The following is a 26,980-nucleotide window of genomic DNA, read 5'->3' on the forward strand; positions in this document are numbered from 1 at the left end:
TGCTGAGGTCGACCACACACCCTTGGGCTAACCGCCTTTGGCTTGCGTGACGGCTTGGTCCGAGCAGGATCGAAACGTGGTTTGAGGTCGCTAGGCCGTTGGCCCACCTACCCACTCGATGAAAGGCCGCAACCGTGGACGCTTCTGAACTCAACTCCATCGTCGGTCAGGGGCTGGAGCAGCTTGGATTGGGGCTTCTCCCCGTCGTCGAGGGCGCCTTTGCCGAGGCAGTTCCAGGGGTCGAGTGGACTCGGATCCTCGAGGAGAAGGACCGCGCAGCCGGGGGCGGGCATGGGCGGTACTCGGCGACCGACGTGTCGCTCATGCTTCGGGCGATGACCGAGCGGATCGGGGAGCTGGGGTACCCGTTCGACCGCGTGCTGTCGCGGAGCGCTCGCGGGTATGCGAGTGAGCTTCGGGAGGTCCGGAACGCCTGGGCGCATAACGCAGCGTTTACGGAGCAGTCGGCGTATCGGGCATTGGATTCGATGCAGTTATTGCTGGAGAGTGTTGGGGCGGCGGAGCAGGCGGCGGTTGTGGGGGAGTTGAAGGGGCGGGTGTTGAGCCCTTCGACAAGCTCAGGGACCGGAGAGGTGGGCTCCGGGAACGAAGGGGCGGGCGCAGGGAACGAGACGGATGCGTTGGGCGGGATGGCTGACGGTGGGGAGATGGGCCCTTCGACAGGCTCAGGGACCGAGAGTGTTGCGTTGACAGGAGAGGCCAGCGATCGCGGAGCGGACGACGAGCAGAGCGCCGCAGGCTCCTCGTCTGCAGCAGACGCAGCCCCCGCATCCGTCTCCATCCGCGTCAGCGCGACTCCGACGCTCAGTTACGCGATGGCGCACTGCAGCATCGCGGTGATCGACGAGATCGTCCTCGAGAACCACGGCGGGGAACGCCGGGCGGCGTCCGTCGAGATCGACGTCGTCACCGCCGACGGCGCCCTCGCCGACACCAAGGTGCTCCTCGCCGACCTCGGCGAAGACCGCACCACCCTCCTCCGCAGCCCCGAGGTCCTCCTCGACCCACGCCGCATGCTCCTCGTCGACGAACAGCGTCCCGGCGTCATCCGCGTCACCGTCCGCGACGCCGCCGGCACCCAGCTCGGCGCCGTCGAGAGCCCCGTCACCGTGCTCGCGTCCAACCAGTGGATCGCCGCACCCGTGCAGCTCGGCCTCGAGCTCCTCGCCGCGCACGTGCAGCCCAACGCCCTCGTCGTCAGCGAGCTCATGCTCGAGGTCTCCGACCTCCTCGAGAAGCAGACCGGCAACAGCTCCCTCGGCACCTACCAACTCGACGACCCCGCCCGCATCGACGCCATCGTCGCCGCCGTCTGGGACGCCACCCGCGCCCGCGACATCCGCTACGCCGAACCACCCGCCAGCTGGGGCCAGAGCGGCCAGAAGGTCCGCACCCCCGAGGAAGTCCTCACCAGCCACCTCGGCACCTGCCTCGACACCACCATCCTGCTCGCGTCCGTCCTCGAAGCGATCGGCATCCACCCCCTCCTCTGGCTGCTCAAGGACCACATCTTCCTCGGCTACTGGCGCGTCCAGACCACCCTCGACGTCGTCGCCAGCACCGACGTCTCCGAAGCCGTCAACTCCCTCGAACTCGGCCGCATCGGCGTCGTCGAGACCACCATGCTCACCGGCACCTCCGCCACCTTCGCCGAGGCCTCCCGCCGGCCCCACACCGACCACCTCGCCGGCTCACTCGACGACTTCATCGGCGTCACCGACGTCGTCCAGGCCCGCCTCCGCAAGATCTACCCGCTGCCGAGCCGCCGCATCAACGCCGAGGGCGAACCCGTCGTCACCCTCTACCAAGCGCCTGAAGCCCGCGCCCTCACGCAGGACGCCCCGGCCACCGCCGAATCGACCGCCGCCGGTCACGGCCCCGACGTCCCCAAACGCGTCTCCACCTGGAAGAACGCCCTCCTCGACCTCAGCCTCCGCAACAAACTCATCAACTACACCGACCGATCCGGCTTCGAGCTCGCCGTCCCCGGCCCCGCGCTCGGCCGCCTCGAGGACAGCATCAACCACGGGACCCCGCTCACCCTCGTCGCCTCCGACACCGTCGCGACGATCGACCAGCAGCGCGGCATCCGCTTCGGCCGCGACCTCGCCGAGAGCGACCGCATCACCTTCCTCGAAGACAAGAAGAGTGCCTTCATCGACGTCACCGAGGCCGCCTACCCGACGAAGCTCCGTGCCCTCGCCTACAAGGCCAAGACGATCGTCGAGGAGACCGGCGCCAACAACCTCTACCTCGCGTTCGGCATGCTGAGCTGGCGCTTCGGCGACCGCGACCTCCGCTCACCCCTCGTGCTCGTGCCGGTCACGCTCACGACGACGAGCCGCGGTTCGTCCTACCGCCTGACCCTCGATGAGTCGGGCTCTTCCACGCCCAACTACTGCCTGCTCGAGAAGCTGCGACTCAGCTTCGGTCTGGAGATCCCCGGACTCGCCAACCCCGTCGAGGACGGCTCTGGCATCGACCTCCCGGCCGCGTTCACCGCCGTGCGCCAGGCGATCCTCGACGCCGGCCTCCCGTTCCGCGTGGAGGAGACGGCGTCGCTGTCGATCCTCCAGTTCGCGAAGTACCGGCTGTGGAAGGACCTCGACGAGAACTGGGAGACGCTCGCCTCCAACAGCCTCGTCGACCACCTCATCAACTCGCCGCTCGAGGCCTATGCCGACCCGACGCCCGCGCAGACCGACACCGACCTCGACCGCCTCGGCCTCGACTGCCCGGTCGCCGCCGACTCCTCCCAGCTCGACGCCGTCGCCGAAGCGGTCGCCGGCCGCACCTTCGTGCTCGAAGGCCCTCCCGGCACCGGCAAGTCGCAGACCATCACCAACCTGCTCGCCCGCTCGCTCGCCGAGGGCAAGAAGGTCCTGTTCGTCGCCGAGAAGCGTGCGGCGCTCAACGTCGTGAAGCAGCGACTCGAAGACGTCGGACTCGGCGCGTTCTCGCTCGACCTCCACGACAAGGGCGCCAGACCCAACGTCGTCCGTGCGCAGATCAAGACCGGCCTCGACCTCCGCACCAAGGCCGACATCGACGCGCTGAGCACCAACCGCGAGCTGTCCGAGTCCGGCCTTCGCACCCTCACCCGCTACGCCGACCGCCTCCACGAGGTCAATGCCGCCGGCTTCTCCCTCTACTCCGCGCGGAGTCGACTGCTCGCGATGGACCACGACCTCGTCCCGATGGCGATCCCCGAGCAGCTCGTCGCCGCCGGCACGCCCGAGGCGTTCGAGGAACTGCGGCAGGTGTTCCGCGACTTGCCCGAGCGCTCCGACCTCGCACGCCCGAGCACGACGCACCCGTGGGCGTTCCTCGACGGCCCGTCCGCTCCCGGGCTGGACGCCGCGACCGTGCAGCAGGCCGCACGCGCGCTGGACGCAGCTCTGGCCGTGACGCTCGACGCCGGCCTCCCGATGGACGCCCTGCGTCTCGCGTCGCGACCTGACCTCCTCGGCCTCTGGTCGACCGCCGTCGCCGCGCCGCGTCTGCCGATCGGTGCGCTCATGGCGGGAACGCGACCCGAGGACTTCACCCGGCTCGACGACGCCCTTGCCGCCGCCGAGCAGCTCCGCGACGCCCAGGCCGAGTGGCGCTTGACCTTCACACCCGCGATCCTCGACCGCGACATCGCCGGCCCGCTCCACGCCGCCGAGCAGGCTGCGGCGTCGAGCTTCTTCGGTCGCAAGAAGCGGCTGAGGGCCGCGCTCGCCCAGCTGAGTGACGTGCTGGCCGTCGACGCGACCTCGTTCAAGGTGAAGCAGCTCGTGCCGCAGCTCACGGAGGCGAAGGCGGCGCAGGACCGTCTCGTCCAGCTGCGCAGCACGCTCCGATCCACCGCGCTCCCGCTCGTCGGCGACCGCTGGAACCCGCTCGTCGAGCCGACCCAGCCCGTGCGCGAACTCCTCGGCTGGTACCGCTGGCTGTCGGAGGGCTTCCGCCTGCCGGGCACGCCCGACGACACGTTCATCACCGCCGTCCGCGACCACTACGCCACGACCCAGCCGTCGCAACAGGCGGCCCAGGCGCTGACGACGCTCGCGAGCACCTGGAGCGACTTGCTGCGCACCGCGTCCGTCAGCACCGAGCGTCTCTCGGCGTGGTCGGGTGGCGAGGGCTTCCTGCAGGCCTGGTGGTCGACGCGCGACGCCCGCCGTCTCGACGCCGCCGAGCCGGTCGTCCTCGAACGCTGGCTCGACCTCGTCCGGGTCATCGAACCGCTCCGCACCCACGGACTCGACGACGTCCGTGCCGCGATCCTCGCCGGTCGGATCGAGACCGAGGACGCGACGCTCGCCTTCGAGAAGGGTCTCGCGCAGGCGTCGATCGACGAGCGCGAGCGCACCACCACGCTCGACGCCTTCGACGCCACCGCCCACAACCGCAGCGTCACCCGCTTCACCACGAGTGTGAAGGCCGTGCGCGAGGAGCTGCCGCGGGCGATCCCGGCGTTGGTGCTCGGGCTGCGGACGTTCAGTTCGCAGTCGGAGAGCGGTCAGGTCGGCGGGCTGCGTCGCCAGATCGACCGTCAGCGCGGCGGGATGAGCGTCCGTGCGCTGCTCGAGAACTTCGGCGAACTCATCACGCAGATCATGCCGTGCACACTCGCGAGCCCGGAGTCGGTCGCGCGGTTCTTCCCGGCGGCAGCCGAGCTGTTCGACATCGTCGTGTTCGACGAGGCGTCGCAGATCCGGGTCGCCGACGCGATCGGGGCGATGGGGCGTTCGCGCTCGGTCGTCGTCGTGGGCGACAGCAAGCAGATGCCGCCGACGACCTTCGCCGAGGCGGGCGCGACGATCGACGACGACGCCGATTACACGAGCGAGGTGCTGCAGGACGAGGAGTCGATCCTCTCCGAGTGCGTGCAGGCGCGGGTGCCGAGCAAGTGGTTGTCGTGGCACTACCGCAGCCAGGACGAGTCGCTCATCGCGTTCTCGAACCATCACTACTACGACAGCCAGTTGTCGTCGTTCCCGGCGCCGTTCGCGGGCGCGGGCGACGGTGGCGTGGCGGGTCACGGTTTGGCGTTCGTGCGACTCGACGGGCAGTTCGAGCGGGGCGGCCGCGGTAAGTCGCTGCGGACCAACCCGGTGGAGGCCCAGGCGATCGTCGAGGAGATCTCGCGGCGCTTCGAGGCATCGCCGGACGAGACGCCGTCGCTCGGGGTCATCACCTTCAACGCGCAGCAGCGGACGTTGATCGAGGATCTGCTCCGAGACAGCGCCGACCCGCGGATCGCGCTGGCGCTCGATGAGCAGGACGGTCTCTTCGTCAAGAACCTGGAGAACGTGCAGGGTGACGAGCGCGACACGATCCTGTTCTCGATCGCGTTCAGTGCGAACGAGAAGGGCGTGATCCCGTTGAACTTCGGGCCGCTCACGCGGGCCGGTGGTGAGCGGCGGTTGAACGTCGCGGTGACGCGGGCGCGGCGACAGGTGGTGCTGTTCGCGAGCTTCGACCCGTCGGAGCTACGGGCGGAGCAGACGTCGTCGATCGGCATCAAGCACCTGAAGGCGTATCTGGAGCTGGCGCAGCGGGGCAGCGAAGCCGCCGGCGAGGATGGGCGTCGTCAGTCGATCATCGACCGCCACCGCGACGAGATCGCCGACGAGCTCCGATACGCAGGGCATGCCGTGCGGACGGACGTCGGTTTGTCGGACTTCCGAGTCGACATCAGCATCGCGACGGAGGCGGAGCCCGACCGGCCGCTGGTGGCAGTGCTGCTCGACGGGGCGTCGTGGCGTGAGCGTCGGACGGTCGCGGACCGAGACGGACTCCCGGTGGAGGTGCTGAGTGGCCTGATGCGGTGGCCGGGCGTCGAGCGCGTGTGGCTGCCGGAGTGGTTGCACCACCGTGAGGAGGTGCTGGACCGGTTGGTCGCGGCGGTTGAGGCTGCGGCTGAGCGGGCTGCTGAGCGGGCTGCTGTGGGGAGTGCGGTGGCGGAGGTGTCGGTTGTTGCGGAGTCGGATGCCGCTGATGCGTCGGTTGCCGACGAGGATTCGGATGCGCCCGCCCCGGTTCGCAGCGCCCGCGTGCGCGAGTGGTCGGAACGGCTGGCGTCGCTGGAGACCCTGTCGGAGTTCCGCGACCGCAAGGTCGGTTCGGCGCAGCCCGTCGAGGCGGCGCCGGTGCCGGACACGTCAGCGCGGCACCCGGAGCTCTCGGAGTACGAGCCCTGGGACGCTCCCACGTTGGGTCGGATCGAAGTGCTCGACCGCTTGCCCGGGCGGCAGTCGGTCGTCGCGGTGCAGGGCGCGATCCGTGCTGCGGTGGAGGCCGAGGGACCGATCCACGTGACGCGTCTGGCGAAGCTGGTCGCGGGTGCGTTCGGTCTCGACCGGGTGGTGGGTTCGCGGGCGAAGTCGATCCTCGACAAGGTCCCGACCGAGTTGCTGGGTCGCTCCGACGAGCCGTTCGCCTGGCCGACGTCGATCGACCCGCTCACCTGGCGCGGTGCGCGTCAGTCCTCGGCCGAAGCGGCCCGAGTGATCGAGCACATCTCCCTGGTGGAGATCGCGAACGCGATGGCGATCGCAGCCGAGGAATCCGCCGGCCTCTCGCCCGACGAACTCCGCCGCGAGACCCTCGCCATCTTCGGTGGCAAGCGAGTCACCGCCGCGATCGGAGCCCGCCTCGACGAGGCCCTCGAGTTCGGGCTGGCGTCCGGGCGTCTGGCGCGGAGCGGATCGACTCAGATCGTCTCTGGCTAATGAAAGCTGGCTGGGCGTGGCACGTCACAGGAGGGGAACGGTTGGTCAAGACAATCCTGGTCTTCGGGCTTGAGCCCGGTGATCTCGCAGGCTGGGCCGCTGTGCTCTTTTCGCTTGCCACCAGCGTCGTGGTCGTTTGTGTGTGGTTCCAACTTCGGCAGCGTGAGCGACGAATAGCGCTCACAGACCTGCACCTTTCCATAACGACAGGCGAGACAGCCGTCGCGCGGGATGTGTTGGGGACTCTCTTTTATTCTCCGAGGGAGGGCGGGGATCAGCCCACGCGGGCTGACGCTATCTCTTCGTACTTCAAGCTCATCTGGGCATTGCAGCGCGCAAGGAATGTCTTCCATGCATATGGGTTCACCTGGACCACCCTAGATACGTCCCCCTCACGGCTGGAGGCGGGGCGTCGCAGACGCGGTGGCGAGGATGCTGCCCGAATCATGAGCTGGAACCTGATAGAGATGGCCAGGAACATCGTCATGTTCCACGACACGTACGGAATCGATTGGTCTATCGCCGACGAGGACGCGTGGAACGAAATGGCGAGCTACCTGAATGCAGACGGGATTCGACTGCAATTCGACCGAGAGAATGAGGCTGCGACTTCTTCTTAGGTCCGCGCTCAGGTCAGCGTTGCACAGGGGCTCAAGGCCTTTTGTCGAGGATCTCCTCCCGAGCTACAGCAGCCCGAGTGAAGTCACGAAAGCCTGCAAAATCCGGAAACAGAACGGCTGCACGGCGGTTGTAGGAGTTTTCTAGCCGAACACGCACGCGTTCCTTGAGCTCTTGTGGAATGAGAACAGCGACAAATGGAAATTGGTCCGTCGGGCCGACGCGAGACGAACTCCGGGCTCGTAGCCGCTGACGCAACAGGTCGGGATCGGTCCGCTGGAAAGGAATCTGGAGGCTCGTGAACGGATCTCCTGGTTGGAGTGTGTCTGGAATTTTGCCAGCGAGGAAGAATCCCTCCTGAGCGCGGAGACGATCGTTCGGCACCAGGGATTCGACGACAAATGGCTGCTCATTCTGGAGAGCTGACGACAACTCCCATCCCTGGGGGTCATCCTGCGCCGAGTACGTCAAGGGTTGCCTCGCTCGCCCGTATCGGCTCCAGGTTGCGGTGTTTATTGCAAGAAGTACGCCGTCTCCGGCCACGTCACCAGCGTCACGAGGATCCTGGCAGGCGAACCAGAGCGCAGTCATCGGGTTGCTCGTGACATCGATCAGTCGAGTGCTGGTTCCGTAGTGCTGCAGATCTGCGAGGAGGTGCAGGTCGGTCATCCACCCGCCGGGTCCGAAACCCAAGCCCCACTCGCGGGCGGCTTCCAGGATGGTGAGCTCCGCTTGGCGCAGCCTGGGTTCCGTGTCGTTTCCGGGGACCCGCTGTAGCGAGGAGACCAGGTCAAAATCGCTGCTAGCCATTCCTCTCCAGGCTATGCGTGAGTTGGAGCTGTAGCCACCTAACGACCCCACGAAGGAGAAGAGATCTCTGCTCCCTTTTGCGCGGTGATACCAACCAGTTTGACGCCACTTGTCTTCGCTCACGCGGCTCATTTTCCTTCGCATTGGTGCTCGGAGCAACCGATCAGTTGCTCCTGGGTGGTCTCAGTATCCGGTCCGGCTACTGGCGTCCTTCGCGCACGAACGCAGTGATTCGTTCCAGGAGAGGGTCCCGATCGTCGGGCTCATTCGCCGGCTCGAGGCCGTGGTCTCCTAGATACTTCAGAGCGCGCTCAACAGCCTGGATTTTGCGCTTGAGTTCCTTCAAGCTGGGAGACTGCTCGTCGGAGAACTCATCGAGGCGTTCATGCTCTCTACGGACCTCGATCTCCGTCTCGACGAGCACGCGCCAGACGGTCGGGTCTGAGTCGAGATGCTGCAGCTCGCGGAGAATCTCGGCAGCCAGTCGACGTTCGATCACCGCTTCAAAGGTCTCGGCGGATGTCCCGGGGCTCGCCAGTCCGAATGCGATTCCTCCGCCGCCTGCGGTTACGAGAGTACCTGCGGTCAACAGACCACCGATCATTCCGCCCGGGCCGAAGCTTGCAAGCGCGCTCGTGATGACCGCTGCCCCCGCCAGGCCTGGTGCGGCGGCCAGGGCCAAGCCACCGGTGGCTACTACGATCGCCGCTGCTCCGACGCCGATCGCACCCCACTTGATCCAGTTCACTCCGCGTGGCCCGCTCAAAGCACTCTGTGCCCGTTGACTCGCATCGAAGACGTCCGTGCCGAACCGGCTTCCGAGGCCCATCTCGGACGCAAGGTCCCGCATCGTCGCTTTCCAGAGGTCCCGAGAGATGTTGATTTCGAACGGTCGAATGACGTTCTCCGCGGCGAGCACGGTCAGTAGGACGACGGCTTCATCCTTTGGGAGGTGGAAACTCGGGCGCGGCTCAGGGACGACTGCTTCGGGATCCGAGAGGTCGAATGCGAGCCTCGCGATCGCTGCCGGCAATGGGCGATGTTCGTCGGCGTTCCTGCGCGCGATCAGGTCGACTGTGGCCGCTTGCACATGTCTCAACGCCCCTCTGTAGCGATCCTGCTTGTCCTCATCGCCCATCAACATCGGCGTCATGAGATGCGCGTAGCGCAGGGCTACCAACGCGAGCTGCTCCGGGAAGTCCAACGGGATGTCGGGCGAGTTGTCGAACACTTCGACTTCGGTCGACTTGGACCCGAATAATGCGTAGCCGATACTCTCGGCCACGGTCGTGTTGGCGAGGTATGCCGATGCTGCATGAGCGGGGATTCCGAAGTGCTTCGTGTTAATCCCAATGTCGATGAGCCATGGGAAGACTGACGACACACCTCGATGGGCTGCGACCGGGTCGCTGAAGTTCCAGAAGTTGACCCACCATGAAAGGTTTGTCGGCGGTTCGGACATCGATGCTCGTAGTTTGTCGACATCGAATCCGCCGTGCGCCAACGGGCTTCCGATCGTCACCATCCCGGCGACCTCCAGACCCTGAGGCAGCCGACGCAGGAGGTCGGCGGCGATCACGGAGCCGAGGCTGTGGCCCACGATGACAATGGGCCCGGACTCCGGAAGCTGGGCGAGTATTCGATTGAGGATGTGCGCACGAATCTGCGGGTCGGACACGTATTTCCTCGCTTGAGCGAGGATGGGCAGCACGAGACCGACCCCGACGGCGACGTCGACGATGCCCTCGACTTCGGGTGAGATGTGACCACGGTGGTGCCGCCCGAGGCGGAACTCGAGAGCGCCGATCCGGCGCTCGAAGTCTCGGCGGTTCTGCTTCGACGCATCGCGCGAGGGCTGCTTGACTCTCTCGCCAGGCAGCGATTCCTTCTCATCCCAACCTTTTAGTGCATGGGCGTACTGAGGAGCGACGACGTGGACGGACGACAAGTCCGGGTACCCAAGGCCGACCAGTGCGTCGGTGAGCGGAATGTTCCAGTTGCCTTCAGGGTCGCCTGGTCCCACTCCGTGGAGAAACAGCAGGGTGGGGATGCTCGACACAGTGACTCCAGTCGGTTGGGTGAAGAGGTCAGGTCCGCGACGTCAGACCCAGAGCAGTTCAAACCGCCCGAGTACCAATGTCGCGCAGCACGGCGGCCGACGCGCGGACGCCGTCCATCGCGCCCTGGATGGTGGCCGGGTCGCCGCCCGAGACCGCGGTCGTCAGAGAGTCGAGGTTGGTCTGCAGTCCGACGAGGGCGGGTGCCCACTCGGCGGCGATCGATGTCGGCACGTCCAGCGATTCCAGCTGACCGAGGTTGAAGCTGATCTCAGCCGTGTTCGAGATCAACCGCCAGGTGCCACCTTCGGCCAGCGTGGTGACCATGTCGTCGAGGTCCTTGTCGATGTCCGCGGTGTGCTTGCTCGCGCCCGCCTGGAACGCGGCGACATCGACCACGGCGGGCGCAGCGGGTTCGGCAATGGGCTCGACCGTCGCGGTCGGAACCGGTGTCGGCGTTGCCGAAGGCGTCTGGGTTGCGGTCTGCGCGACGGCGACCGGCTCGGTCCGTCCGCCGTTGATCGCATTCGAGACGCCACCGACGAGTAGGAGCGAACCGACGACAGCGCCGGCGATGATCCAACCCTTCGCTTTGCCGCTCATGCCGGACGTGGTGCCGGGCTGCGTGGCATACGGCGACGGAACCGGCGCGGTGGCGAACGCGGGCGGCGCGGACTTCTGCAACTGGAGCGGCTGGCTGACGAGCGGAGCGGTCGCCGCCTGCTGCGGAGGCATGACTGCAGCGGGCGCAGTGTGGGTGGTCCATGCGGCACCGTCCCAGTAGCGCTGCTGTGTCGGGTCCGAGTAGTCGGGGTACCAGCCAGCGGGCGTGGCAGAGGGCGGGCTGGTCGAGCTCATGGGAACGGTCCTTGCATCGGGTCAACGCGACCCGCAGCAGCATCGGATCATCGACGGCAGGTGACGGACCCGCGAACCGGGCCAAGCACAGTCTGGCGGGGGAGGGGCGGGGGTCATCAGTCCCAGAATGGGTCACGCGCCCGAGTTGTGGGAGGGTAGCGGAAGGTGGATCGACGAGCCCGGCATTCCCGGCCAGCATCGACCACCCGACTCGACCCGATGGAGAGTGACCTCCGCATGTCTGAAGCGCAACCCGAAATCGATCCCGGGGGAGACCCACCCGCGCCGATGAAGTTCACGCGAACGCCGGCGGGACAGTTGCTGATCGCATGCTCGATCATCGGTGCGATCGGTGCGATCGTTGTCGTCGGCGGATCGCGTCCTCCAGCAGCCGTCCAGTCGGACAGGCAATCGTCGGTGCAGTCGTCGCCAGCTGACGCTCCTTCGCTGCAGGCTGCAGATGATCCGATCGAACAAGCACGCGAGGTGGTTGGCGGCTCGTACTCCTACGAACGAGTGCAGCAGGCGACCGCCGCAGCGCTGGTCGCAACCGGTACGCCGGTCACGACCGACAACTCCTTCAAAGCCTGGAGTTCGGTCCTCGCTGTCACCGACAAGCTCGGTATCCAGCCGATGGAGGTCATGTTGTGCGTGCCAGAGCTCGCTTCCTCCGAATCGGGCCTCACCTTTCCAGAGGTCGCTGCGCTCTGTGCCAGTGAGATCTATCTCGGCAAGCGGTGACGAGGGCGACCGACCACCGACTCTGAGCGGACCCGCTGGCGTTGGCGTCCTCGCGAGCTGATCCTTAGCCGCACCCTCATGGGGCGCGCGATCAGCGGCGGGGTAGCTGGTCTCGCGGACAACGCGTGTGGCTTATGTCATCAGTGCATTGACCTCACTTCACGCCGCGTCTAGCGTCGGTGAGATGCTCGGAATCGGTCGATCCGCAGCGAGGGAGGAGTCTGGTGAGGAAGCCCTGGTACATCTTCACGGCGGCCGTGGCAGGCGCCATCATGCTCGTATGGCTCGTCCAGACGGCTCTCTGGCCGGAGATCCCGCTGCCGATGGTGAGCGCTGCCTACGCGGTGATCGTCATGTCGTCGGGCCTGGGATCCAACATGCTCCGGGATCGTCTCCTCGCGAAGGGTCGGGTCGACGAGTCGGCTGGTCTTGAGCGTGACCTATCGGTCACCGCCCGGGCCGGGAGCTTCAACGATCTCCTGCTCGTCTGCCTCGGGCTCGGCGGAATCTTCCTGCTCAGCGGCAATACCATCGCCGGGCTCGGCTGCATCGGCCTGGTCATCATCGCGATGATCAGCGTCGAGACGCGGGTGGCGCTGCTCAGACGTCGTCAGCCCGCGACCCGTTGAGACCAGGATCCGCGGCGGTCGACCGCGCCCGACAAAGCCTGGGGCATGAGCACGTTCGAGCGATCGACTCTGAGTTCGACGCCACCCGTCGTGTTGTCGAGCCGGCCTGGGGCGCTCTCACCTCTCACCTTGCGTTGTCACTCGAGATGTCTGGCCCAGAATCCATCATCGGCCCAACTCGCGGGTACCCCCATCCCTGTGAGGTTCATCAGCGGCCTGGTGACGAGGAGGTTGTGCAAACGACGCGACCATCCGCTGTGAGGCGAGATGGTGTTCAGAACGGACTGCAGCGAGATGAGCACGGGATAGAGACGCTTCTCGGACCGACGAGGAAGAGCGCCGGGAGCCTCCAGCCAGGACACTGTCTGTGATGTTGGAATTGCCGGGTACACGCCCAGACCGACGTTCCAGAGGCGTCCATGGTGCGCACAGATGTTCCGTACGCGGACGTAGCTTCGCAGCCACGATGTCAACACTCGTTCATTGAGTCCAATGCTCGCAGCGATGGCGCTTCTGTCCGAGCGACGCTTCAAGTTGCCGACAAGACTGTCCAGCTGGCCGATTGTCAGTGCTTCAAGCATCAGCCAGGATGGCCGAAGTTCCGGTTCGTCGTACGTGGTCAGATAGTGCTCCAGAGCGGACCGGTGGACCAACGCGTCTTCGCCCGCATCGGGCGCACCTCGTAGCCGTTCGTCGCATGACTTTCGAACGATCTGCAGCAGCCCGGCGTGCATTCGGACGTCGCGGAAGTGCTCGGCATTCATGTACCAATGGGCATCTCCGTATGCCGTCGACATTTGGTCGGTGACCGCAGCCCGCACGGCGACTTCGACACGCTCCAACGCATCCATCACGAGCAAGCGAAGAGCCCGGTCGAACACATAGAGGTCGAGCACGTCGTCGAACGAGGTTACGTCGCGGAACAGATGGTCTGTCCCTGGACTCCGGAATGGAATCGTGTATGGAGATAGGCGGAAATAGCCGATGTGTCTGAGGTACCGACGAGTTCGGTCTCGGTCAGCGATCGTCAGACCGCGCTCTTCGAGTCGACTCACGAGCGCGTCAAGGCTGAGCGCCTCCTTCTCATAGCGAAGGGTGCCGCGGGGTCGAGGTGGTCGAGGCAACGATGGTCCTCCCGAGTGAACAAAAAAATCCCCCAAGTGCGCTTCAACGAGAGGCGTGGGGGATGTGGTGAGTGAAGCCTAGCATTCAGGCGCTGACGGTGGGGCGGCGGCGTTGAGGCTGTGCAGAGCGTTGACCACGAGATCCGCGACCACCTCGACCTTGAACCCCGCCTCGTTCTCGAGCCAGCCCGCGTAGTGCTGCTGGCCACCGGCGTGCGGATAGCGATCCTGGTACAGCGGTCGCCAGCCGTGTTCGGGGCCCGCCGCCATGATCGCGTCGACAGCATCCCGCCTGCCTCCGCGGAACGCGAGATGGTTCACACCCGGCCGTCGCCGATCATGCGTTGACGCACTGAGGTTCGGCGACGCCGTCAGCGTGACGTAGGTGTCGCCGGCCTCCCAGGACTCGCCGCCCGGCCATTCGCTCTCCTTGGAGAACCCGATACGCGACAGCAGCCAGGCCCAGCCCGCCCGCTCCGCCTCGACGTCCGCGAGCCACACCTCGACGTGATGCAGCCCGGGACCGGCCGGCGCCGACGGACGCTCCCGCTGCAGCGCATCAGCTCCGTCCTGCAGTCGCTCCAGCGTCCCCGCCACCGCGACCCGCGCGAGCGCATGCGGTCGCGCGAGCACGTCGATGTTCCGGGCGATCCGCACGTCCTCGAGCGGCACCAACACCAGTCGCGGATCGGCCCGCGGCGCCGTGTACCGGGGGAACAACGCCAGCAGCTCCCCGCCCACGATGAGCGACGCGGCCAGGTGGTAGTCGTTCACCCGATGCGCCCGATGGAACCGCACCCCAGCCGTCGCCTCGACCACCCCGAGCGCGACATCCGGCGCGAAGCCCGCGTGGGCGGCGATCCACGACTCGTCCGCGAGCTCGGCCGCCGACACCGATGACCGGCCCGCGAGCGAATGGTCCACCGACATCGCCACGTCGAACGGCTCGCTCAACAGCGTCGTCACCGACAACTGTTCCGACGGCCACGGCTCGTCATGGTCCATCCGGTGCGCGATGACGAGGTCGTACTGGTCGACGAGCTCGGCGAACTCCGGCTGCGCGACATCGTGCTCGCCGAACACCAGCGACGGTCCACTCTCAGCGTCCTCCAGCAACCCCGGCAGCAACGCCTGCCCGGCACTCTGGAACGCCGCCACCCGCACCCGCGCGCCGGTGTCGCCGCCGTACTCGCGCACCGTCTCGGCCGCACGGTCGATCAGTGTGTGGACCGTCCCCGCCATCTCGGCCAGCGCCATGCCCGCCTCGGTCAGGCGGATCTCGCGCCCAACCCGATACGTCAACGCGACGCCCAGCTCGCGATGCAGGGCGGCCAGCTGCTGCGAGATCGCCGGCGCCGTGACATGCAGGTGCCGCGCGACCGCCGCGATCGTCCCGCGCTCGGCCAGTTCGCGCATGATCCGCATCTGAGAGAGATTCATCAGCTCAAGCTAACTGGTCACGTGGAAACCCTCAATATTCATGACGGATCGATCTGACTACGTTGGTCACCAGGACAGCGCAACGACGCCCGTCCGCGACAGCCGGCACCACCCGCCGCCGCCGCTCCCGCAGGAAGGAACGCCGTTGCTCGCCCTCTGGAAACGACCCGACACCGCCGGTTTCGAACTCGTCGAGCGCGCGATGCCGGCCATGGGATCGGACGACGTCCTCATCCGCGTCCACCGCACGGGCATCTGTGGCACCGACCTCCACATCGAGTCGTGGGACCCGTGGGCGGCCGGCGCGGTCGACGCCCCGCTCGTCCCCGGCCACGAGTTCTCGGGTGAGGTCGTCGAGGTCGGCAGCCGCGTCGAGGGGATCCCCGTGGGTGCAGCGGTCTCCGGCGAGGGCCACCTCGTCTGCGGCACGTGCCGCAACTGCCGCTCCGGCCGCCGCCACCTCTGCCGTCACACCCGCGGCCTGGGCGTCAACCTCGATGGCGCCTTCGCCGAGTACGTCGTCCTGCCGGCCACCAACGTCTGGGTTCACGGCGACCAGGTCACCCCCGACCTCGGCGCCCTCTTCGACCCCCTCGGCAACGCCGTCCACACCGCCCTCAGCTTCCCGATCCTCGGCGAAGACGTCCTCATCACCGGCTGCGGACCCATCGGGCTCATGGCCATCGCCGTCTGCCGAGTCGCCGGGGCGCGCAACATCGTCGCGACCGACGTCGTCGGCGACCGCCTCGAGAAGGCGCTCGCCGTCGGCGCGGACCGCGTGGTCGACGTCTCGAAGGAGCGGGTCGCCGACGCCCAGGCCGAGCTCGGCATGCTGGAGGGCTTCGACATCGGCCTCGAGATGTCGGGACAGGCCGCCGCCGCCAGCGAGCTCATCGAGAACCTCAACACCGGCGGCAAGGTCGCGCTGCTCGGTCTCCCCTCGACCAACATCGCGATCGACTGGACCAAGGTCATCACCCGCATGATCACCATCAAGGGCATCTACGGCCGCGAGATGTTCGACACCTGGCACCACGCGAGCGCCATGGTCGACCACAGCCCCGAGCTCCGCAACGCCCTCGAGTCGCTCGTCACCGCCCGCTTCCCACTCGCCTCCTGGCAGGCCGCGTTCGACACTGCACGCGGGGGAGCGGCGGGCAAGGTGCTCATCGACTGGACCGACACCCGCGACGTCGTCATCACCGGCGTCATCGACGAACAGGCACCGGTCGCCGCCCACACCGCGACCGCCGCCTGAGCGACCGCCACACTCAGCTCAACCGCCCACTCGACCCCGAGGAGACGACATGTACGGCACCATCAAGACCCAGTTGCGCGACCAGCTCGACCGCATCGAGGCCGACGACCTCACGAAGCGCGAGTTCGCGATCACGTCCCGCCAGGGCAGTCACGTGACGATCGACGGCCGCGAGGTGCGGAACTTCTGCGCCAACAACTACCTCGGCCTCGCCAACGAGCCATCGATCGTCGACGCCGCCAAGCTGGCGCTCGACGAGTGGGGCTACGGGCTCGCGAGTGTCCGCTTCATCTGCGGCACCCAGCAGATCCACCGCGACCTCGAGCAGGAGCTGAGCGCGTTCCTCGGCACGGAGGACACCATCCTGTTCTCCTCCTGCTTCGACGCGAACGGAGCGGTCTTCGGTGCGCTGTTCGGGGAGCACGACGCGATCATCTCCGACGCGCTCAACCACGCGTCGCTCATCGACGGGATCCGTCTGAGCAAGGCCCGCCGCCTGCGCTATCGCAACCGCAACATGGCCGACCTCGAGCAGCAGCTCATGAATGCGGCCGACGCTCGTCGGACCGTCATCGTCACCGACGGCGTGTTCTCGATGGACGGCTTCTACGCGCCCTTGGATGAGATCTGCGACCTCGCCGACCGCTACGGCGCGCTCGTGCTCGTCGACGATTCCCACGCCGTCGGGTTCGTCGGCCCGGGTGGTCGCGGAACGCCGGAGTTGTTCGGCGTGCAGGACCGCGTCGACATCCTCACCGGCACCCTCGGCAAAGCGCTCGGTGGTGCGTCGGGCGGGTATGTGAGTGCGAAGCAGGAGATCGTGGACGTGCTGCGGCAGTCGGGGCGGCCGTACCTGTTCTCGAACAGCCTGGCGCCGTCGCTCGTCGCCGGGGCGCGTCGGGCAGTCGAGCTTGCGGCGGAGGGTGACGAGCTGCGCGAGGGACTGTTCCGCAAGGCGGACCTGTTCCGTGCCCGCATGACCGAGGAGGGCTTCCGTCTGCTGGAAGGTTCGCATCCGATCATCCCGGTGATGTTCGACGACGAGCAGCAGGCGGTCCAGGTCGCGGCGCGGATGTTGGAGCAGGGCATCTACGTGATTCCGTTCAGCTTCCCGGTGGTGCCCCGCGGCGAGGCCCGCATCCGGGTGCAGATCAGTGCCGCCCACAGTGAGCAGGACATCGAGGACTGCGTCGCGGCGTTTGTAGCGGCGCGGGTTCAATAGGGGTTCTTGCCGCGATCGCTCCCTCGTGTCACTGTGTGATGTATTACACGAAGGGAATTTTTTGGGGGTAGTGATGCGAGTAAAGCTGCGCGCAGGCGGGTTCGCCATCTGCGAGGCGAACAAGGTGACGTTCGACGAATCGTTCTTGTCTCTGTGGGATCACGGAACACTCGTTGCCCAGTACCGGCTAGTCGACGTTTCTGGACTTGAGGTCGTAGGTGGTCAGGATGCAGAACCGGATGTCGCACAGGGGAAGGCGTATTCGGTGGAGGTGGTCCGAACTCAGCACCCGAATGCGTACCAGCGGTGGACGCCAGAGGAGGACGCTGAACTCATGAGCGCCCACGCCGACGGAGCATCCACGAAAAAACTTGCCGCAACCTTCGGCCGGCAGGAGAGCGCTGTGCGGTCCAGGGTCAACAAGCTCCTGTTCGAGGGGCATGGCGTAGCAACCGAGGAGGGAAGCTCAAAAGCAGGGCCGAGGTTTACCGCGGGCGATTGATGCGGACGGTGTCGCGCCGAACTGAGGGCGAGGCCTAACTCGCCGCACGAGTGCGGCGGGCCGAGCTGCCTCGTCTCGCAGCCGCGAACAGCGGCATGCTCAGCACGTGCCGCACCGACCCGTCCGCGCCGAGGTCGTCGTCCACCCGTCGCATGCCGATCTTCTCCGCCACGCGCGACGAAGCCCGGTTGTCGGGGTGGACGATCGCGACGAGCTCGAGCGAGTCCGTGTGCTCCAGGGCGAAGTCCCGACTGGCGGCGGCGGCCTCGGTCGCAAACCCCCGCCCCTGCCAAGCGGGGCTCACGTGGTACCCGACCTCGAGCTTCAGCTCGCCGTTGACCCGCTGCCACGTCAGGCCGCAGTCACCGACGAAGTCGCCGTCGTGGGTCTCGATGATCCACAGACCGAGGCCGTAGGACGTGTAGTTGTCCTCGTTCCAGGCGATCCACGCCGCGGCCTGCTCGCGGGTCTTCGGCGCCGGGTAGAACTGCATGACCGCAGGGTCGCCGAGGAGCTTCGCCATGTCGTCGAGGTCTGCCAGCGTCATGCGCCGGAACCTGAGGTGCTCCGTGTCGTCGGGTAGTGGCATCGGTTGCATGGCCTCTATTGCGGCAGGCCGCGTCCTGCGGCGGCTCGGCGCTCGGCCTGTGTCTCTGCATGGTGCTTCCGAAGCGCGGACAGGACCGCGGTCCGGATGATGAAGATCCACAGCAGCACGAACAGGATGAAGCCGAGCAGCCCGGCAGCGCTGTAGGCGATGATGATGGCGGTCGGGTCGAGGTTCACCCGTGAAGGCTACCGAAGTCGTGCGCCCGGGTAGTCGGGGGTCGCTCCTCAGTGAGGCCGATCAACCGCGCCGCATGCTGCGCGCAGCGAACCCGTCGAGCGCTGCCAGAACGGGAGGCGCAGTCCAGAGACGGTTCCGCTGTCGCGACGAGCCGACTGTGAGGATGCCACGGTCGACGAGGGTGTCGAGCGCGTTGAAGACCGTGCGATCTGAGGCGTCGAGATGCTCGCGCACGAGTCGACTGTTCATCACCGGATGTTCCAGTGCCAGTGCCGTGATGCGATGCGCGGCCGAATCGGCGCGGATGTCGCGCAAGGCCTGCTTCCATGCGGCCCGGATGGTCTCGATCTCCTCCACCAACGTCCGTCCGTTGGCGATCGCGAGGAACACACCGTCGGCGAACACTCGGACGATCGGCTCGACGTCGCCCTGCCGATAGCTGGTGAGCGCAGCGAAGTAGTCGTCACGCTGCTGCAGGATGCCGGCTGAGATGGGCACCGTGACCCCGCTGGTCAGTCCGACTCGCCGGAGGGCGGCCTGCACCAGCGCTCGACCGGTGCGCCCGTTGCCGTCAGGGAACGGGTGGATGGTCTCGAATTGCGCGTGAGCGACGGCGATCGCAGCGAGCGGGAGCGGTGCCGGTCGGAGGGAGTAGGCGATGAAGTCGTCCATCGCCGCTGCGACACGGTCATGGTGCGGCGGAACGAAGTCTGCTTCATGCGGACCAAAATTGCCGCCCCCGATCCAGACCTGCTCGTCGCGATATCGGCCGGTGATCTCCGGTGCCGATGTGCCGAGGAGCTGCTCCTGCATGGCGATGATCGTCGTGTTGGAGAGCTCGTCCGATGCCGCGAGTGCTGCCTCGAGAGCTCGGACATTGGCGACGATGAGCGGTGCGTTCCCGGTATCACGCTCGTCCAACTCGGCCTCGGCGATCGCCTTCGCGCTGCTCGTCAGGTTTTCGATCTGCGAGCTCGACGCCGATTCGATCCGCAGCAGGATCGACGAGAAGGGCGCGGTGGCGTGACCGACCTCGCTGTCGAAACGGATGATCCGTTCCTGCGCTTCGCCCAGCAGCTCCACGAGATCATCCGACAAGCGGATGTCGAGGTCCGCGATCGGCGGCGGGACCGCGGCGTCGTATGGCTGTGCGAGGAGCAGCCGCTCGCGCTTCGGCAACGCGTCGGGAGCGATACGCGACCGCCAGGGCCGCTGTTCATACGTGACAGCGGTCGTCATCGTCCCCTCCTGTTTCCCGGCCGAAGTTGCACTTACGAGAGCCGTTAGTGAAGTTTAAACACTTATCCTTCACTAAGGAACCTTCGGGGTGCAGTTTGGGCGCCGATGTCAGCGGTTTGACTCTCCCGTAGGGGGAGGCGTGATGCTTGGATCATGTTGCATATCGGAGAATTCGCAGGCATGACCGGGTTGAGCGTGAAGGCGCTCCGCCACTACGACGAGAAGGGCGTCCTGGTTCCGGCCGACGTCGATCCCGACTCCGGCTACCGCCGCTACGGCGAAGAGCAGGTGCGTTCGGGCGTGATCGTGAAGGCCCTCCGCGATGCCGGTGTTCCCCTCGCCGCAGTGGGCGTCTCCGTCGCCGGCGCCGACCCGTCGACCGCTCTCGACGTGCACCATCGCCTGGTCCTGGAGCAGCGGGAGCAGGAGGACCACGCGTTCGCGCAGGCCCGCTCGGTCGTCGCGTCACTCGCGGCACCGGTCGAGATCGTCGAACGCGCGCTCCCACCCCAGCCCTACGTCGGCCGCGTGCTCACCGTGCCGCGCGGCGACGAGGACGCCGTGACGAACGACGACGCGAACGAGCAGTTCTCGCAGCTCTACGTCGCCCTGCAGGAGGCCGGCGTCGGTCCGACGGGCACGTTCTGGACCGCGCTCCGTCCGGGCGAGCAGGGGGCGGTCGAGATCGTCTGCTGCTGGCCGACCTCGTCGCAGCTCGAACCGACGTGGGGTGGTGACGAGACCACGGTCAATGTGCTGCCCGAGCGGACCGAGCTCGCTGCGGTCTGGCGATCCGAACCCGGCGTCGAGCTCCCCGAGGGATCGACCCACCCCGCGGTGGTCGCCCTGTTCGACGCGATCGCGGAGCGGGGGATCACGATGCCGACCACCGAGCTGCGGCAGCGGGTGCTCGGCCAGACCGCCGACGAGTACACGGTCGAGGTGTCGATCACCCTGCCGTGAGGTCGCGGTCCCATCGCGCTTCCCGGGGGCGTGTCAGGCCGGGTCGTTAGGCTGGAGTCGTGGCCAACAGCAAAGATTTCGACACCCGGTACGAGCTCCGCGAGTTCCCGTTCGCGAACGGGGCAGACGGCGAACCGACGCCCGAGAGCCTTGCGGCCCTCGACGCCATCGGATTCGGCTTCCACGAGTCCACCCCGAAGCCGGAGGCGCGCAAGCGCAAGGTGAACGAACTCATCGCCGACGAAGCTGTGCTGCTCGGCGCCTATGTCCGCAAGCCGCAGCCCGGTTCGGTCGACGAGACCTGGCCGGCGGGGACCTTCTCCTGGTTCCCGAAGGCGCTCAGCTGGGGCGACGGCGCCAGCATCAACACGCAGGCGATCTCCGACGTCACGGTCCGCCCGACCGAGCGTCGCCGCGGCATCCTGCGCCGCATGATGACGCAGGCTCTCGAGCGCGGCGTCGCCGACGGCTATGCGGTCGCGGCCCTCACCGCCAGCGAGGGCACGATCTACCGTCGCTTCGGGTTCGGCTCCGCGATCCGCGAGCGCAACGTCGTCGTGAAGCGCGCGAAGGCCCTGCCGTTCCTCGCGCCGACGAGCGGCATCGTGTCCGTCGTCACGCCCGAGTACCTGGTCGACGGCGTCGCACGACAGGTGTTCGATCGCTTCGACGAGCGCTCGATCGGGTCCATGGTCCGCAACACCGGGTCGTGGCCGCTGGTCCTCGGCACGCTGGGTCGCGATGGTGAACCGGCGAAGGACACCCGCGCCGCCGTGCACCGTCCCGCTGACGGCGAAGAGGTCGACGGCTACGTCACGTGGCGCATGGTCGAGCAGCCCGGCGGACAGACCGGTATCGAGATCATCGACCTCGTCTACGCGACCGACGCGGCTTACCTGTCGCTCTGGGAGTTCCTGCTCTCCATCGACCTCAACGACGTCGTGAAGTACAACCGCGCCAGGCTCGACGACCCGATCGTCTCGGCCATCGGTGACAACCGTGCCTACGACATCGAGCACGAAGAGGACCACGTGTGGCTGCGCGTCCTCGACCTCCCGGCCGTGCTCGCGTCACGGCCGTTCGCGGTCGACGGCACGTTGACGATCGCCGTGACCGACGCCCTCGGCTACGCGGCGGGCACCTTCCGCCTCGAGGTGACCGGTGGCCGTGGAACCGCCACGAAGCTGAGCGATGAGACCGACGCGGCCGGCGCCGACCTCGCGCTCGACGTCGCCGACCTCGGCTCGCTCCTGCTCGGCGCGGTCTCCCCGGTGTCGCTCGCCGCAGCCGGTGTGCTGCAGGCGGCCGACCCCGCTGCGCCGCTCCTGCTGCGATCGATGCTCCAGACGCCGCGCGCGCCGCACGGGATCACCTTCTTCTAGGGCGGTCCCGAGCAGCGACCCGCGGACATCGCGCTGTCGCGGATCAGTCGCGTTGCTCGATGAGGGTGAGCTGCGTGCCGTCGGGGTCGATGAGGAATCCGGCTCGGAGTCCCCAGTCCTGCATCCGGACCGGGTGCAGGCGAGGCGTGCCGACGGTCGCCTCGGGGACTCCTGAACGTCGGATGGCGTCGTAGAGTTCGTCGACGTCGGCCACACGCAGGCAGCACATGAAGTTACTCGACGCGGGGTCGAGGTCGGGTGCCGGGAAGAACTCGAGCTGCAGACCACCGCGGACGAGGATCAGCCAGCCCTCGTCTCGGAACGTGCGCTCGAAGCCGAACGCCGAGTAGAACGTCTCCGTCGCGTCGAAGCTGCGGGACGGCAGGTTCGGTGTCGCGCGGTCGTGTCGTGTCGAGGTCATGGAGTCGATGATCGCAGCGTGTCGGCCGGCTGGGAAGGTCAGGCCTGCGTGGTCGGTGTCGCGAGTCGTTCGCGGAGGAAGGCGACCACGCGCTTGCGGGCTTCGAACGCCGGGTGGCCGTCGCGCTCGCGGACCTCGCCGGTGAGGACCGAGTGGGCGGTCTTCGAGAAGCCGGCGGCATTGCCGGGGGAGGAGTCGAGTTCGATGACCTCGAACGCGTCGCCGAGTTTGGCCGCGATGGTGGCGAAGCGCTCCCGCGGGACAGCTCGATCCTCGCTGAAGCGGAGGCCGAGTGCGCAGACCGAGCCCCGAGCCGCACGGGCTGCGACGGCGTCGAACTCGGCGGCGGACATCCCGGGATCGATGCGGCGGGCGCGGCTGACGGGGAACGGCGTGGACGGCTGGCTCATGACGGAAGCGAGGACGTGCTCGTCGACGGCAGCTGCGAGCGCGAATCCGCCGGTGAAGCACATGCCGATGACGCCGACGCCAGGACCCGGCGTGCGGGCCGCGAGGTCGCCGGCCAGTGCCCGGACGTGGTCGGCGACCGGTCGGTGGGCGCCGGTCGCGAACGCCTTGAACTCGGCGGAGACGCAGACCTTGCTGACGCTCGCGAGCGTGTAGCCGAGGGTCCCCTCGTGTCCGGGCGTCCCGAACGGTGACGGGATCGCGACGGTGAAGCCCTCCGCGACGAGGTGCTCCGCCAACCCGAGGACCTCGGGCGTGAGCCCGGGCAGCTCGGGGATGAGGACGACGCCCGGCCCGGACCCCTTCTCGAAGCGGTCGTGCGTGACGCCGCCGCCGGTGAACGGGGTCCGCACCCAGCCGGTGAGGTCTGCGCGCGGAGCGGTGTCGGTGATCGCATCGTCGGTCATGGGGTGAGCGTAGTCCTGGTCGCTGCGGCCGATCTGCTGGATCGTGGCACGTCCCGCCTGGGAAGCCACCCGCCGTTCACCTCCCGGTCACCGCCGCTCCTCCACCCGGCCACCCCACGCCGATGGGATGGGACGTGATCCCCGTCCCTTCGTGCCCTGGAGACCCATGCCCCGCCTCAACCGCGTGTTGACGATGACCGCCGCGTGCGCCATCGGTGCAACCGCCCTCATCGCGACGCCAGCCGCCGCCATCGCCGCCCCAGCGCCGGGGCTCCAGATCAACGAGGTCGAGTCCTCCGGGGGCGTCCCCGGCGACTGGATCGAGTTCACCAACACCGCGTCGACCGCGGTCACGCTCGACGGCTGGGTCGTGAAGGACAACAAGGACGACAGCAACTACGCGTTCCCGGCCGGCACCGTCGTCGAGCCCGGTGCGTTCCTCGTCGTCGACGAGGACCAGCTCGGGTTTGGCCTCGGCAAGGAGGACTCGGTCCGCCTGTTCGACCCGACCGCGGCGATCGCCGACGAGTACTCGTGGACCGCACACGCGCCGGTCACCTACGGCGTCACCGCCGACCGCGCCGGCTGGGCCGAGACCACCGAGTCGACGAAGGGCGCCGCGAACGTCTTCACCGCACCCGAGGTCCTCGAGACCGACGGTGAGATCCGCATCAACGAGATCGACTCCCAGCCATCCGACTGGGTCGAGTTCTTCAACCCCGGCACGACGGCCCTCGACATCTCGCGCTACGAGATCCGCGACAACTCCGACGACCACCGCTGGCAGTTCCTGCCCGGCACGTCGATCGCTCCCGGCGAGTTCCTCGTGGTCGACGAAGCGACGATCGGCCTGGTCGGCGGCACCGAGACGCAGGGCGCGTTCCGCGACCCGATCGGCATCGGCAGCGCCGACGAGATCCGCCTGTTCGACGCGACCGGCACGCTCATCGACCGCTCGGGAACGTGGAGCGGCCACGCGGCCATCGACGGTGACTTCATCGCCGCGACGCTCGCCCGCTGCCCCGACGGTGAAGGCGACTTCACGCTCGCACGCATCACCAAGGGTGCCGCGAACGACTGCGTCCTCCCGAACGTCGCGATCAACGAGGTCGAGTCGAGCAACGACGCGACCGACTGGGTCGAGATCGTCAACCTCGAGGCGACCGCGCTGGACATCTCCGGCTGGACGCTCATGGACAACGACCCGGTGAGCCACGCCGCCGAGACGACCCCGCTGCCCGCGGGCACGATCCTCGAGCCCGGCGCCTACTTCGTCTTCGACCAGAATGTGAACTTCGCGTTCGGGCTCGGCAACGGCGACACCACCACCGTGCGGAACGCCGCCGGCGCGACGGTCGCCGAGTACACCTACGCGGCCCACGCGGACGGCGTGTTCGCGCGCTGCCCCGACGGCACCGGCGAGTTCGTCGACACCGCCGTCTCCACCAAAGGCCTGCGGAACGCGTGCGGCAACCCCGTGCGCATCAACGAGGTCGAGTCCGACGGCGGATCGCCCGACGACTGGATCGAGCTCGTCAACCCGACGACCGCTGCGCTCGACGTCTCCGGCATCGTCGTGAAGGACGACGACGACACCCACGCCTACGCCATCCCCACCGGCACGAGCATCGCGGCCGGCGGCTACCTCGTCATCGAGCGCGCAGCCCTCGGCTTCGGGCTCGGCGGCGGCGACACGGTCCGCCTCTTCGAGGGCGACGCACTGCTCGACTCGACCACCTGGGGCGAGGGGCACCCGGCGAACACCTGGGGACGCTGCCCCGACGCGACCGGCGCCTTCGCAGCGACGGCCGAGGCCACCAAGGGTGCGGCCAACGTCTGCGCCGGTGAGATCCCGGTCGGTCCGTGGCCCGGTTCGCCCGACGTGACGGTGCTCGACACCACGCCGATGTTCCTCGAGGACAGCTCCGGACTCGACACCCAGGTCGCCGCCGACGGCGCGTTCCTCTGGGCGGTCGACAACGGCACCGGCTCGTTCTGGAAGCTCGCGATCGCCGCAGACGGTTCGGTCTCGTTCGTCGACGGTTGGGAGAACGGCAAGCGCGCCCGCTTCCAGAAGGACGCGTCGAACCCGTCCGCTGCCGGCCCCGACACCGAGGGCATCACGGTTGACGGCGCAGGCTCCGTCTATGTCGGTGTCGAGCGCGACAACAGCGTGAAGGGCACGACGCTCAACGCCGTGCTCAAGGTCGACCCGAACGCGCCAGGCCCCGACGTCGTCGCCTCCGAGGAGTGGGACCTCACGGCCCTGCTGCCGACGGTCGGTGCGAACCTCGGTGTCGAGGCCGTCGAGTGGGTGGCCGACGGCGACCTCGCCGGCAAGCTCTTCGACGACAACACGAAGGCGACGTACGACCCGGCGAACTACGCGGGCCATGGTGACGGACTGTTCTTCGTCGGCGTCGAGGACACCGGCGACGTGTACGCGTTCGCCCTGAACGCCGACGGCTCGGCCACGCTGATCTCGACGATCGACCCGGGCCTCCCGGCGGTCATGGCGCTCGACTACGACACGACGCTCGGCGTGCTGTGGGCAGTGTGCGACGACGGCTGCGCGGGTACCGGTGCGCAGATCACGTTGAACGGGACCGAGCAGCCGGGGATCGCTCAGGTCGAGCGCCCGGCGGGGCTGCCCAACCTCAACAACGAGGGCTTCGCGACCGCGCCGGCCTCGCTGTCGGTCGACGGCAAGCGTCCCGTGTACTGGTTCGCCGACGGCTACGCTTCCGAGGCCCTGCGTCTCGGGTCGCTGCCCGGAACGACCACGCCGCCCGTGACGCCCCCGACCGGCGGGGTCACGCCACTGCCCGGGACGAGCCTCACCGAGGCCAACCGTGGTGCGATCACGCTGGCCGACACGGTGCGGCGGGGCGACACCGTGACGGTCGGCCTCGAGGACCGCTTCGCGACCACGGCCGTCGAGGTGTGGCTGTACTCGACGCCGGCGCGGGTCGCCGCCGGCACGACGAACGCCGCCGGTGACCTGCTGGCGACGATCCCGGCAGACGCGACGCTGGGCGACCACCGCGTCGCGGTCTACGCGGCGGACGGCTCGCTCATCGGTTGGACCGAGGTGCGGATCGTCGCGGCCGACGGGACAAGCGTCGACGGCGCGGCGTCGGGCGGCTCGCTCGCGACGACGGGTACCGAGCTGCCGTTCGGCACGATCGGCGCGGGGGTCCTGCTAGTCCTCCTCGGTGGTGTCCTCGTCGCGATGCGTGCGCGTCGTCGGGCGGCCTGACCGACTGAACGTCCGACGGCCCCGGGAGCACGCAGCTCCCGGGGCCGTTCGC

The 26,980-nt window shown here is 67.7% G+C and carries 20 protein-coding genes and 2 pseudogenes; 11 read left to right on the forward strand and 11 right to left on the reverse strand.

Annotation, left to right across the window (positions count from 1 at the left end; all coding sequences use genetic code 11):
* Positions 1-134 precede the first annotated feature (134 nt).
* The 3 genes and pseudogenes from ITJ66_RS20205 to ITJ66_RS14175 form a co-directional block, all read left to right on the forward strand.
* A pseudogene (locus ITJ66_RS20205) lies at positions 135-503 on the forward strand (Swt1 family HEPN domain-containing protein); the annotation flags it as partial.
* Between the two features lie 204 nt (positions 504-707).
* Positions 708-6,743 carry a DUF3320 domain-containing protein gene (locus ITJ66_RS14170; RefSeq protein ID WP_370582711.1) on the forward strand — a complete coding sequence of 2,012 codons (6,036 nt, stop codon included), beginning with the start codon at positions 708-710 and terminating at the stop codon, positions 6,741-6,743.
* A gap of 41 nt (positions 6,744-6,784) precedes the next feature.
* On the forward strand, positions 6,785-7,363 hold the full coding sequence (locus tag ITJ66_RS14175) for a hypothetical protein (protein WP_194645036.1): 579 nt from the start codon (positions 6,785-6,787) through the stop codon (positions 7,361-7,363).
* Positions 7,364-7,394: 31 nt separating this feature from the next.
* On the opposite strand, the gene ITJ66_RS14180 is transcribed toward ITJ66_RS14175, so the two are convergent.
* From ITJ66_RS14180 to ITJ66_RS14190, 3 genes are read right to left on the reverse strand one after another with little or no spacing between them, the layout of a single operon-like run.
* The gene (locus ITJ66_RS14180; protein WP_370582662.1) at positions 7,395-8,315 is read right to left on the reverse strand and encodes an FRG domain-containing protein; all 921 of its coding nucleotides are present in this window, start codon (positions 8,313-8,315) and stop codon (positions 7,395-7,397) included.
* 55 nt (positions 8,316-8,370) lie between these two features.
* Positions 8,371-10,230 carry an alpha/beta fold hydrolase gene (locus ITJ66_RS14185; RefSeq protein WP_194645038.1) on the reverse strand — a complete coding sequence of 620 codons (1,860 nt, stop codon included), beginning with the start codon at positions 10,228-10,230 and terminating at the stop codon, positions 8,371-8,373.
* A gap of 58 nt (positions 10,231-10,288) precedes the next feature.
* Positions 10,289-11,086: a DUF2510 domain-containing protein gene (locus ITJ66_RS14190; protein WP_194645039.1), complete on the reverse strand. Its 798-nt coding sequence runs from the start codon at positions 11,084-11,086 to the stop codon at positions 10,289-10,291.
* Between the two features lie 237 nt (positions 11,087-11,323).
* Between ITJ66_RS14190 and ITJ66_RS14195 the strand changes: the two genes are divergently transcribed.
* Both ITJ66_RS14195 and ITJ66_RS14200 read left to right on the forward strand, forming a co-directional pair.
* Positions 11,324-11,827 carry a hypothetical protein gene (locus ITJ66_RS14195; protein ID WP_194645040.1) on the forward strand — a complete coding sequence of 168 codons (504 nt, stop codon included), beginning with the start codon at positions 11,324-11,326 and terminating at the stop codon, positions 11,825-11,827.
* A gap of 224 nt (positions 11,828-12,051) precedes the next feature.
* Positions 12,052-12,456, forward strand: coding sequence for a hypothetical protein (locus tag ITJ66_RS14200; RefSeq protein WP_194645041.1), 405 nt, complete (start codon positions 12,052-12,054; stop codon positions 12,454-12,456).
* A gap of 137 nt (positions 12,457-12,593) precedes the next feature.
* Here ITJ66_RS14200 and ITJ66_RS14205 read toward each other — a convergent pair whose 3' ends face one another.
* The 3 genes and pseudogenes from ITJ66_RS14205 to ITJ66_RS19835 form a co-directional block, all read right to left on the reverse strand.
* Positions 12,594-13,511 (reverse strand): Abi family protein, encoded by a 918-nt coding sequence (locus tag ITJ66_RS14205; RefSeq protein ID WP_370582663.1) that lies wholly within the window; start codon positions 13,509-13,511, stop codon positions 12,594-12,596.
* Between the two features lie 147 nt (positions 13,512-13,658).
* A complete protein-coding gene (locus ITJ66_RS19830; protein WP_228502027.1) occupies positions 13,659-14,135 on the reverse strand; it encodes a VOC family protein in 477 nt (158 codons plus the stop codon).
* A gap of 24 nt (positions 14,136-14,159) precedes the next feature.
* Positions 14,160-15,020 (reverse strand): annotated as a pseudogene (locus tag ITJ66_RS19835) (LysR family transcriptional regulator); the annotation flags it as partial.
* 145 nt (positions 15,021-15,165) lie between these two features.
* On the opposite strand from ITJ66_RS19835, the gene tdh reads away from it, so the two are divergent.
* The 3 genes from tdh (at position 15,166) to ITJ66_RS14225 (ending at position 18,002) form a co-directional block, all read left to right on the forward strand.
* A complete protein-coding gene (gene tdh / locus ITJ66_RS14215; RefSeq protein ID WP_194645697.1) occupies positions 15,166-16,278 on the forward strand; it encodes an L-threonine 3-dehydrogenase in 1,113 nt (370 codons plus the stop codon).
* Positions 16,279-16,327: 49 nt separating this feature from the next.
* A complete protein-coding gene (locus tag ITJ66_RS14220) occupies positions 16,328-17,500 on the forward strand; it encodes a glycine C-acetyltransferase (RefSeq protein WP_194645044.1) in 1,173 nt (390 codons plus the stop codon).
* 124 nt (positions 17,501-17,624) lie between these two features.
* The gene (locus ITJ66_RS14225) at positions 17,625-18,002 is read left to right on the forward strand and encodes a hypothetical protein (protein ID WP_194645045.1); all 378 of its coding nucleotides are present in this window, start codon (positions 17,625-17,627) and stop codon (positions 18,000-18,002) included.
* 34 nt (positions 18,003-18,036) lie between these two features.
* On the opposite strand, the gene ITJ66_RS14230 is transcribed toward ITJ66_RS14225, so the two are convergent.
* The 3 genes from ITJ66_RS14230 to ITJ66_RS14240 all read right to left on the reverse strand — a co-directional run bounded on the left by ITJ66_RS14230 (position 18,037) and on the right by ITJ66_RS14240 (position 20,028).
* The gene (locus ITJ66_RS14230; protein ID WP_370582664.1) at positions 18,037-18,600 is read right to left on the reverse strand and encodes a GNAT family N-acetyltransferase; all 564 of its coding nucleotides are present in this window, start codon (positions 18,598-18,600) and stop codon (positions 18,037-18,039) included.
* A 5-nt stretch (positions 18,601-18,605) separates the two neighbouring features.
* The gene (locus tag ITJ66_RS14235) at positions 18,606-18,788 is read right to left on the reverse strand and encodes a hypothetical protein (RefSeq protein WP_194645046.1); all 183 of its coding nucleotides are present in this window, start codon (positions 18,786-18,788) and stop codon (positions 18,606-18,608) included.
* 61 nt (positions 18,789-18,849) lie between these two features.
* Positions 18,850-20,028, reverse strand: coding sequence for a Fic family protein (locus tag ITJ66_RS14240; protein WP_194645047.1), 1,179 nt, complete (start codon positions 20,026-20,028; stop codon positions 18,850-18,852).
* A gap of 153 nt (positions 20,029-20,181) precedes the next feature.
* On the opposite strand from ITJ66_RS14240, the gene ITJ66_RS14245 reads away from it, so the two are divergent.
* Positions 20,182-20,991: a MerR family DNA-binding transcriptional regulator gene (locus ITJ66_RS14245; protein WP_228501930.1), complete on the forward strand. Its 810-nt coding sequence runs from the start codon at positions 20,182-20,184 to the stop codon at positions 20,989-20,991.
* A gap of 59 nt (positions 20,992-21,050) precedes the next feature.
* Complete coding sequence (locus ITJ66_RS14250) at positions 21,051-22,373, forward strand: GNAT family N-acetyltransferase (RefSeq protein WP_194645049.1); 1,323 nt, start codon at positions 21,051-21,053, stop codon at positions 22,371-22,373.
* Positions 22,374-22,416: 43 nt separating this feature from the next.
* Here ITJ66_RS14250 and ITJ66_RS14255 read toward each other — a convergent pair whose 3' ends face one another.
* The gene (locus ITJ66_RS14255) at positions 22,417-22,794 is read right to left on the reverse strand and encodes a bleomycin resistance protein (protein ID WP_194645050.1); all 378 of its coding nucleotides are present in this window, start codon (positions 22,792-22,794) and stop codon (positions 22,417-22,419) included.
* A gap of 38 nt (positions 22,795-22,832) precedes the next feature.
* Entirely contained in the window at positions 22,833-23,669 is an 837-nt protein-coding gene (locus ITJ66_RS14260; RefSeq protein ID WP_194645051.1) for a dienelactone hydrolase family protein, read from the reverse strand.
* Between the two features lie 166 nt (positions 23,670-23,835).
* On the opposite strand from ITJ66_RS14260, the gene ITJ66_RS14265 reads away from it, so the two are divergent.
* Entirely contained in the window at positions 23,836-26,928 is a 3,093-nt protein-coding gene (locus ITJ66_RS14265) for a lamin tail domain-containing protein (protein ID WP_194645052.1), read from the forward strand.
* Positions 26,929-26,980 lie beyond the last annotated feature (52 nt).

The sequence above is a fragment of the Plantibacter sp. VKM Ac-2885 genome, assembly GCF_015351205.1.
Lineage (GTDB): Bacteria > Actinomycetota > Actinomycetes > Actinomycetales > Microbacteriaceae > Plantibacter > Plantibacter auratus.

What these genes read in the sequence shown, in the direction of transcription:
- ITJ66_RS14180 (WP_370582662.1), bottom strand. Translation starts at nt 8,315, where the DNA reads ATGCGAAGGAAAATGAGCCGCGTGAGCGAAGACAAGTGGCGTCAAACT.
- ITJ66_RS14190 (WP_194645039.1), bottom strand. Translation starts at nt 11,086, where the DNA reads ATGAGCTCGACCAGCCCGCCCTCTGCCACGCCCGCTGGCTGGTACCCC.
- ITJ66_RS14195 (WP_194645040.1), top strand. Translation starts at nt 11,324, where the DNA reads ATGTCTGAAGCGCAACCCGAAATCGATCCCGGGGGAGACCCACCCGCG.
- ITJ66_RS14220 (WP_194645044.1), top strand. Translation starts at nt 16,328, where the DNA reads ATGTACGGCACCATCAAGACCCAGTTGCGCGACCAGCTCGACCGCATC.
- ITJ66_RS14230 (WP_370582664.1), bottom strand. Translation starts at nt 18,600, where the DNA reads ATGCAACCGATGCCACTACCCGACGACACGGAGCACCTCAGGTTCCGG.
- ITJ66_RS14240 (WP_194645047.1), bottom strand. Translation starts at nt 20,028, where the DNA reads ATGACGACCGCTGTCACGTATGAACAGCGGCCCTGGCGGTCGCGTATC.
- ITJ66_RS14245 (WP_228501930.1), top strand. Translation starts at nt 20,182, where the DNA reads ATGTTGCATATCGGAGAATTCGCAGGCATGACCGGGTTGAGCGTGAAG.
- ITJ66_RS14255 (WP_194645050.1), bottom strand. Translation starts at nt 22,794, where the DNA reads ATGACCTCGACACGACACGACCGCGCGACACCGAACCTGCCGTCCCGC.
- ITJ66_RS14260 (WP_194645051.1), bottom strand. Translation starts at nt 23,669, where the DNA reads ATGACCGACGATGCGATCACCGACACCGCTCCGCGCGCAGACCTCACC.
- ITJ66_RS14265 (WP_194645052.1), top strand. Translation starts at nt 23,836, where the DNA reads ATGCCCCGCCTCAACCGCGTGTTGACGATGACCGCCGCGTGCGCCATC.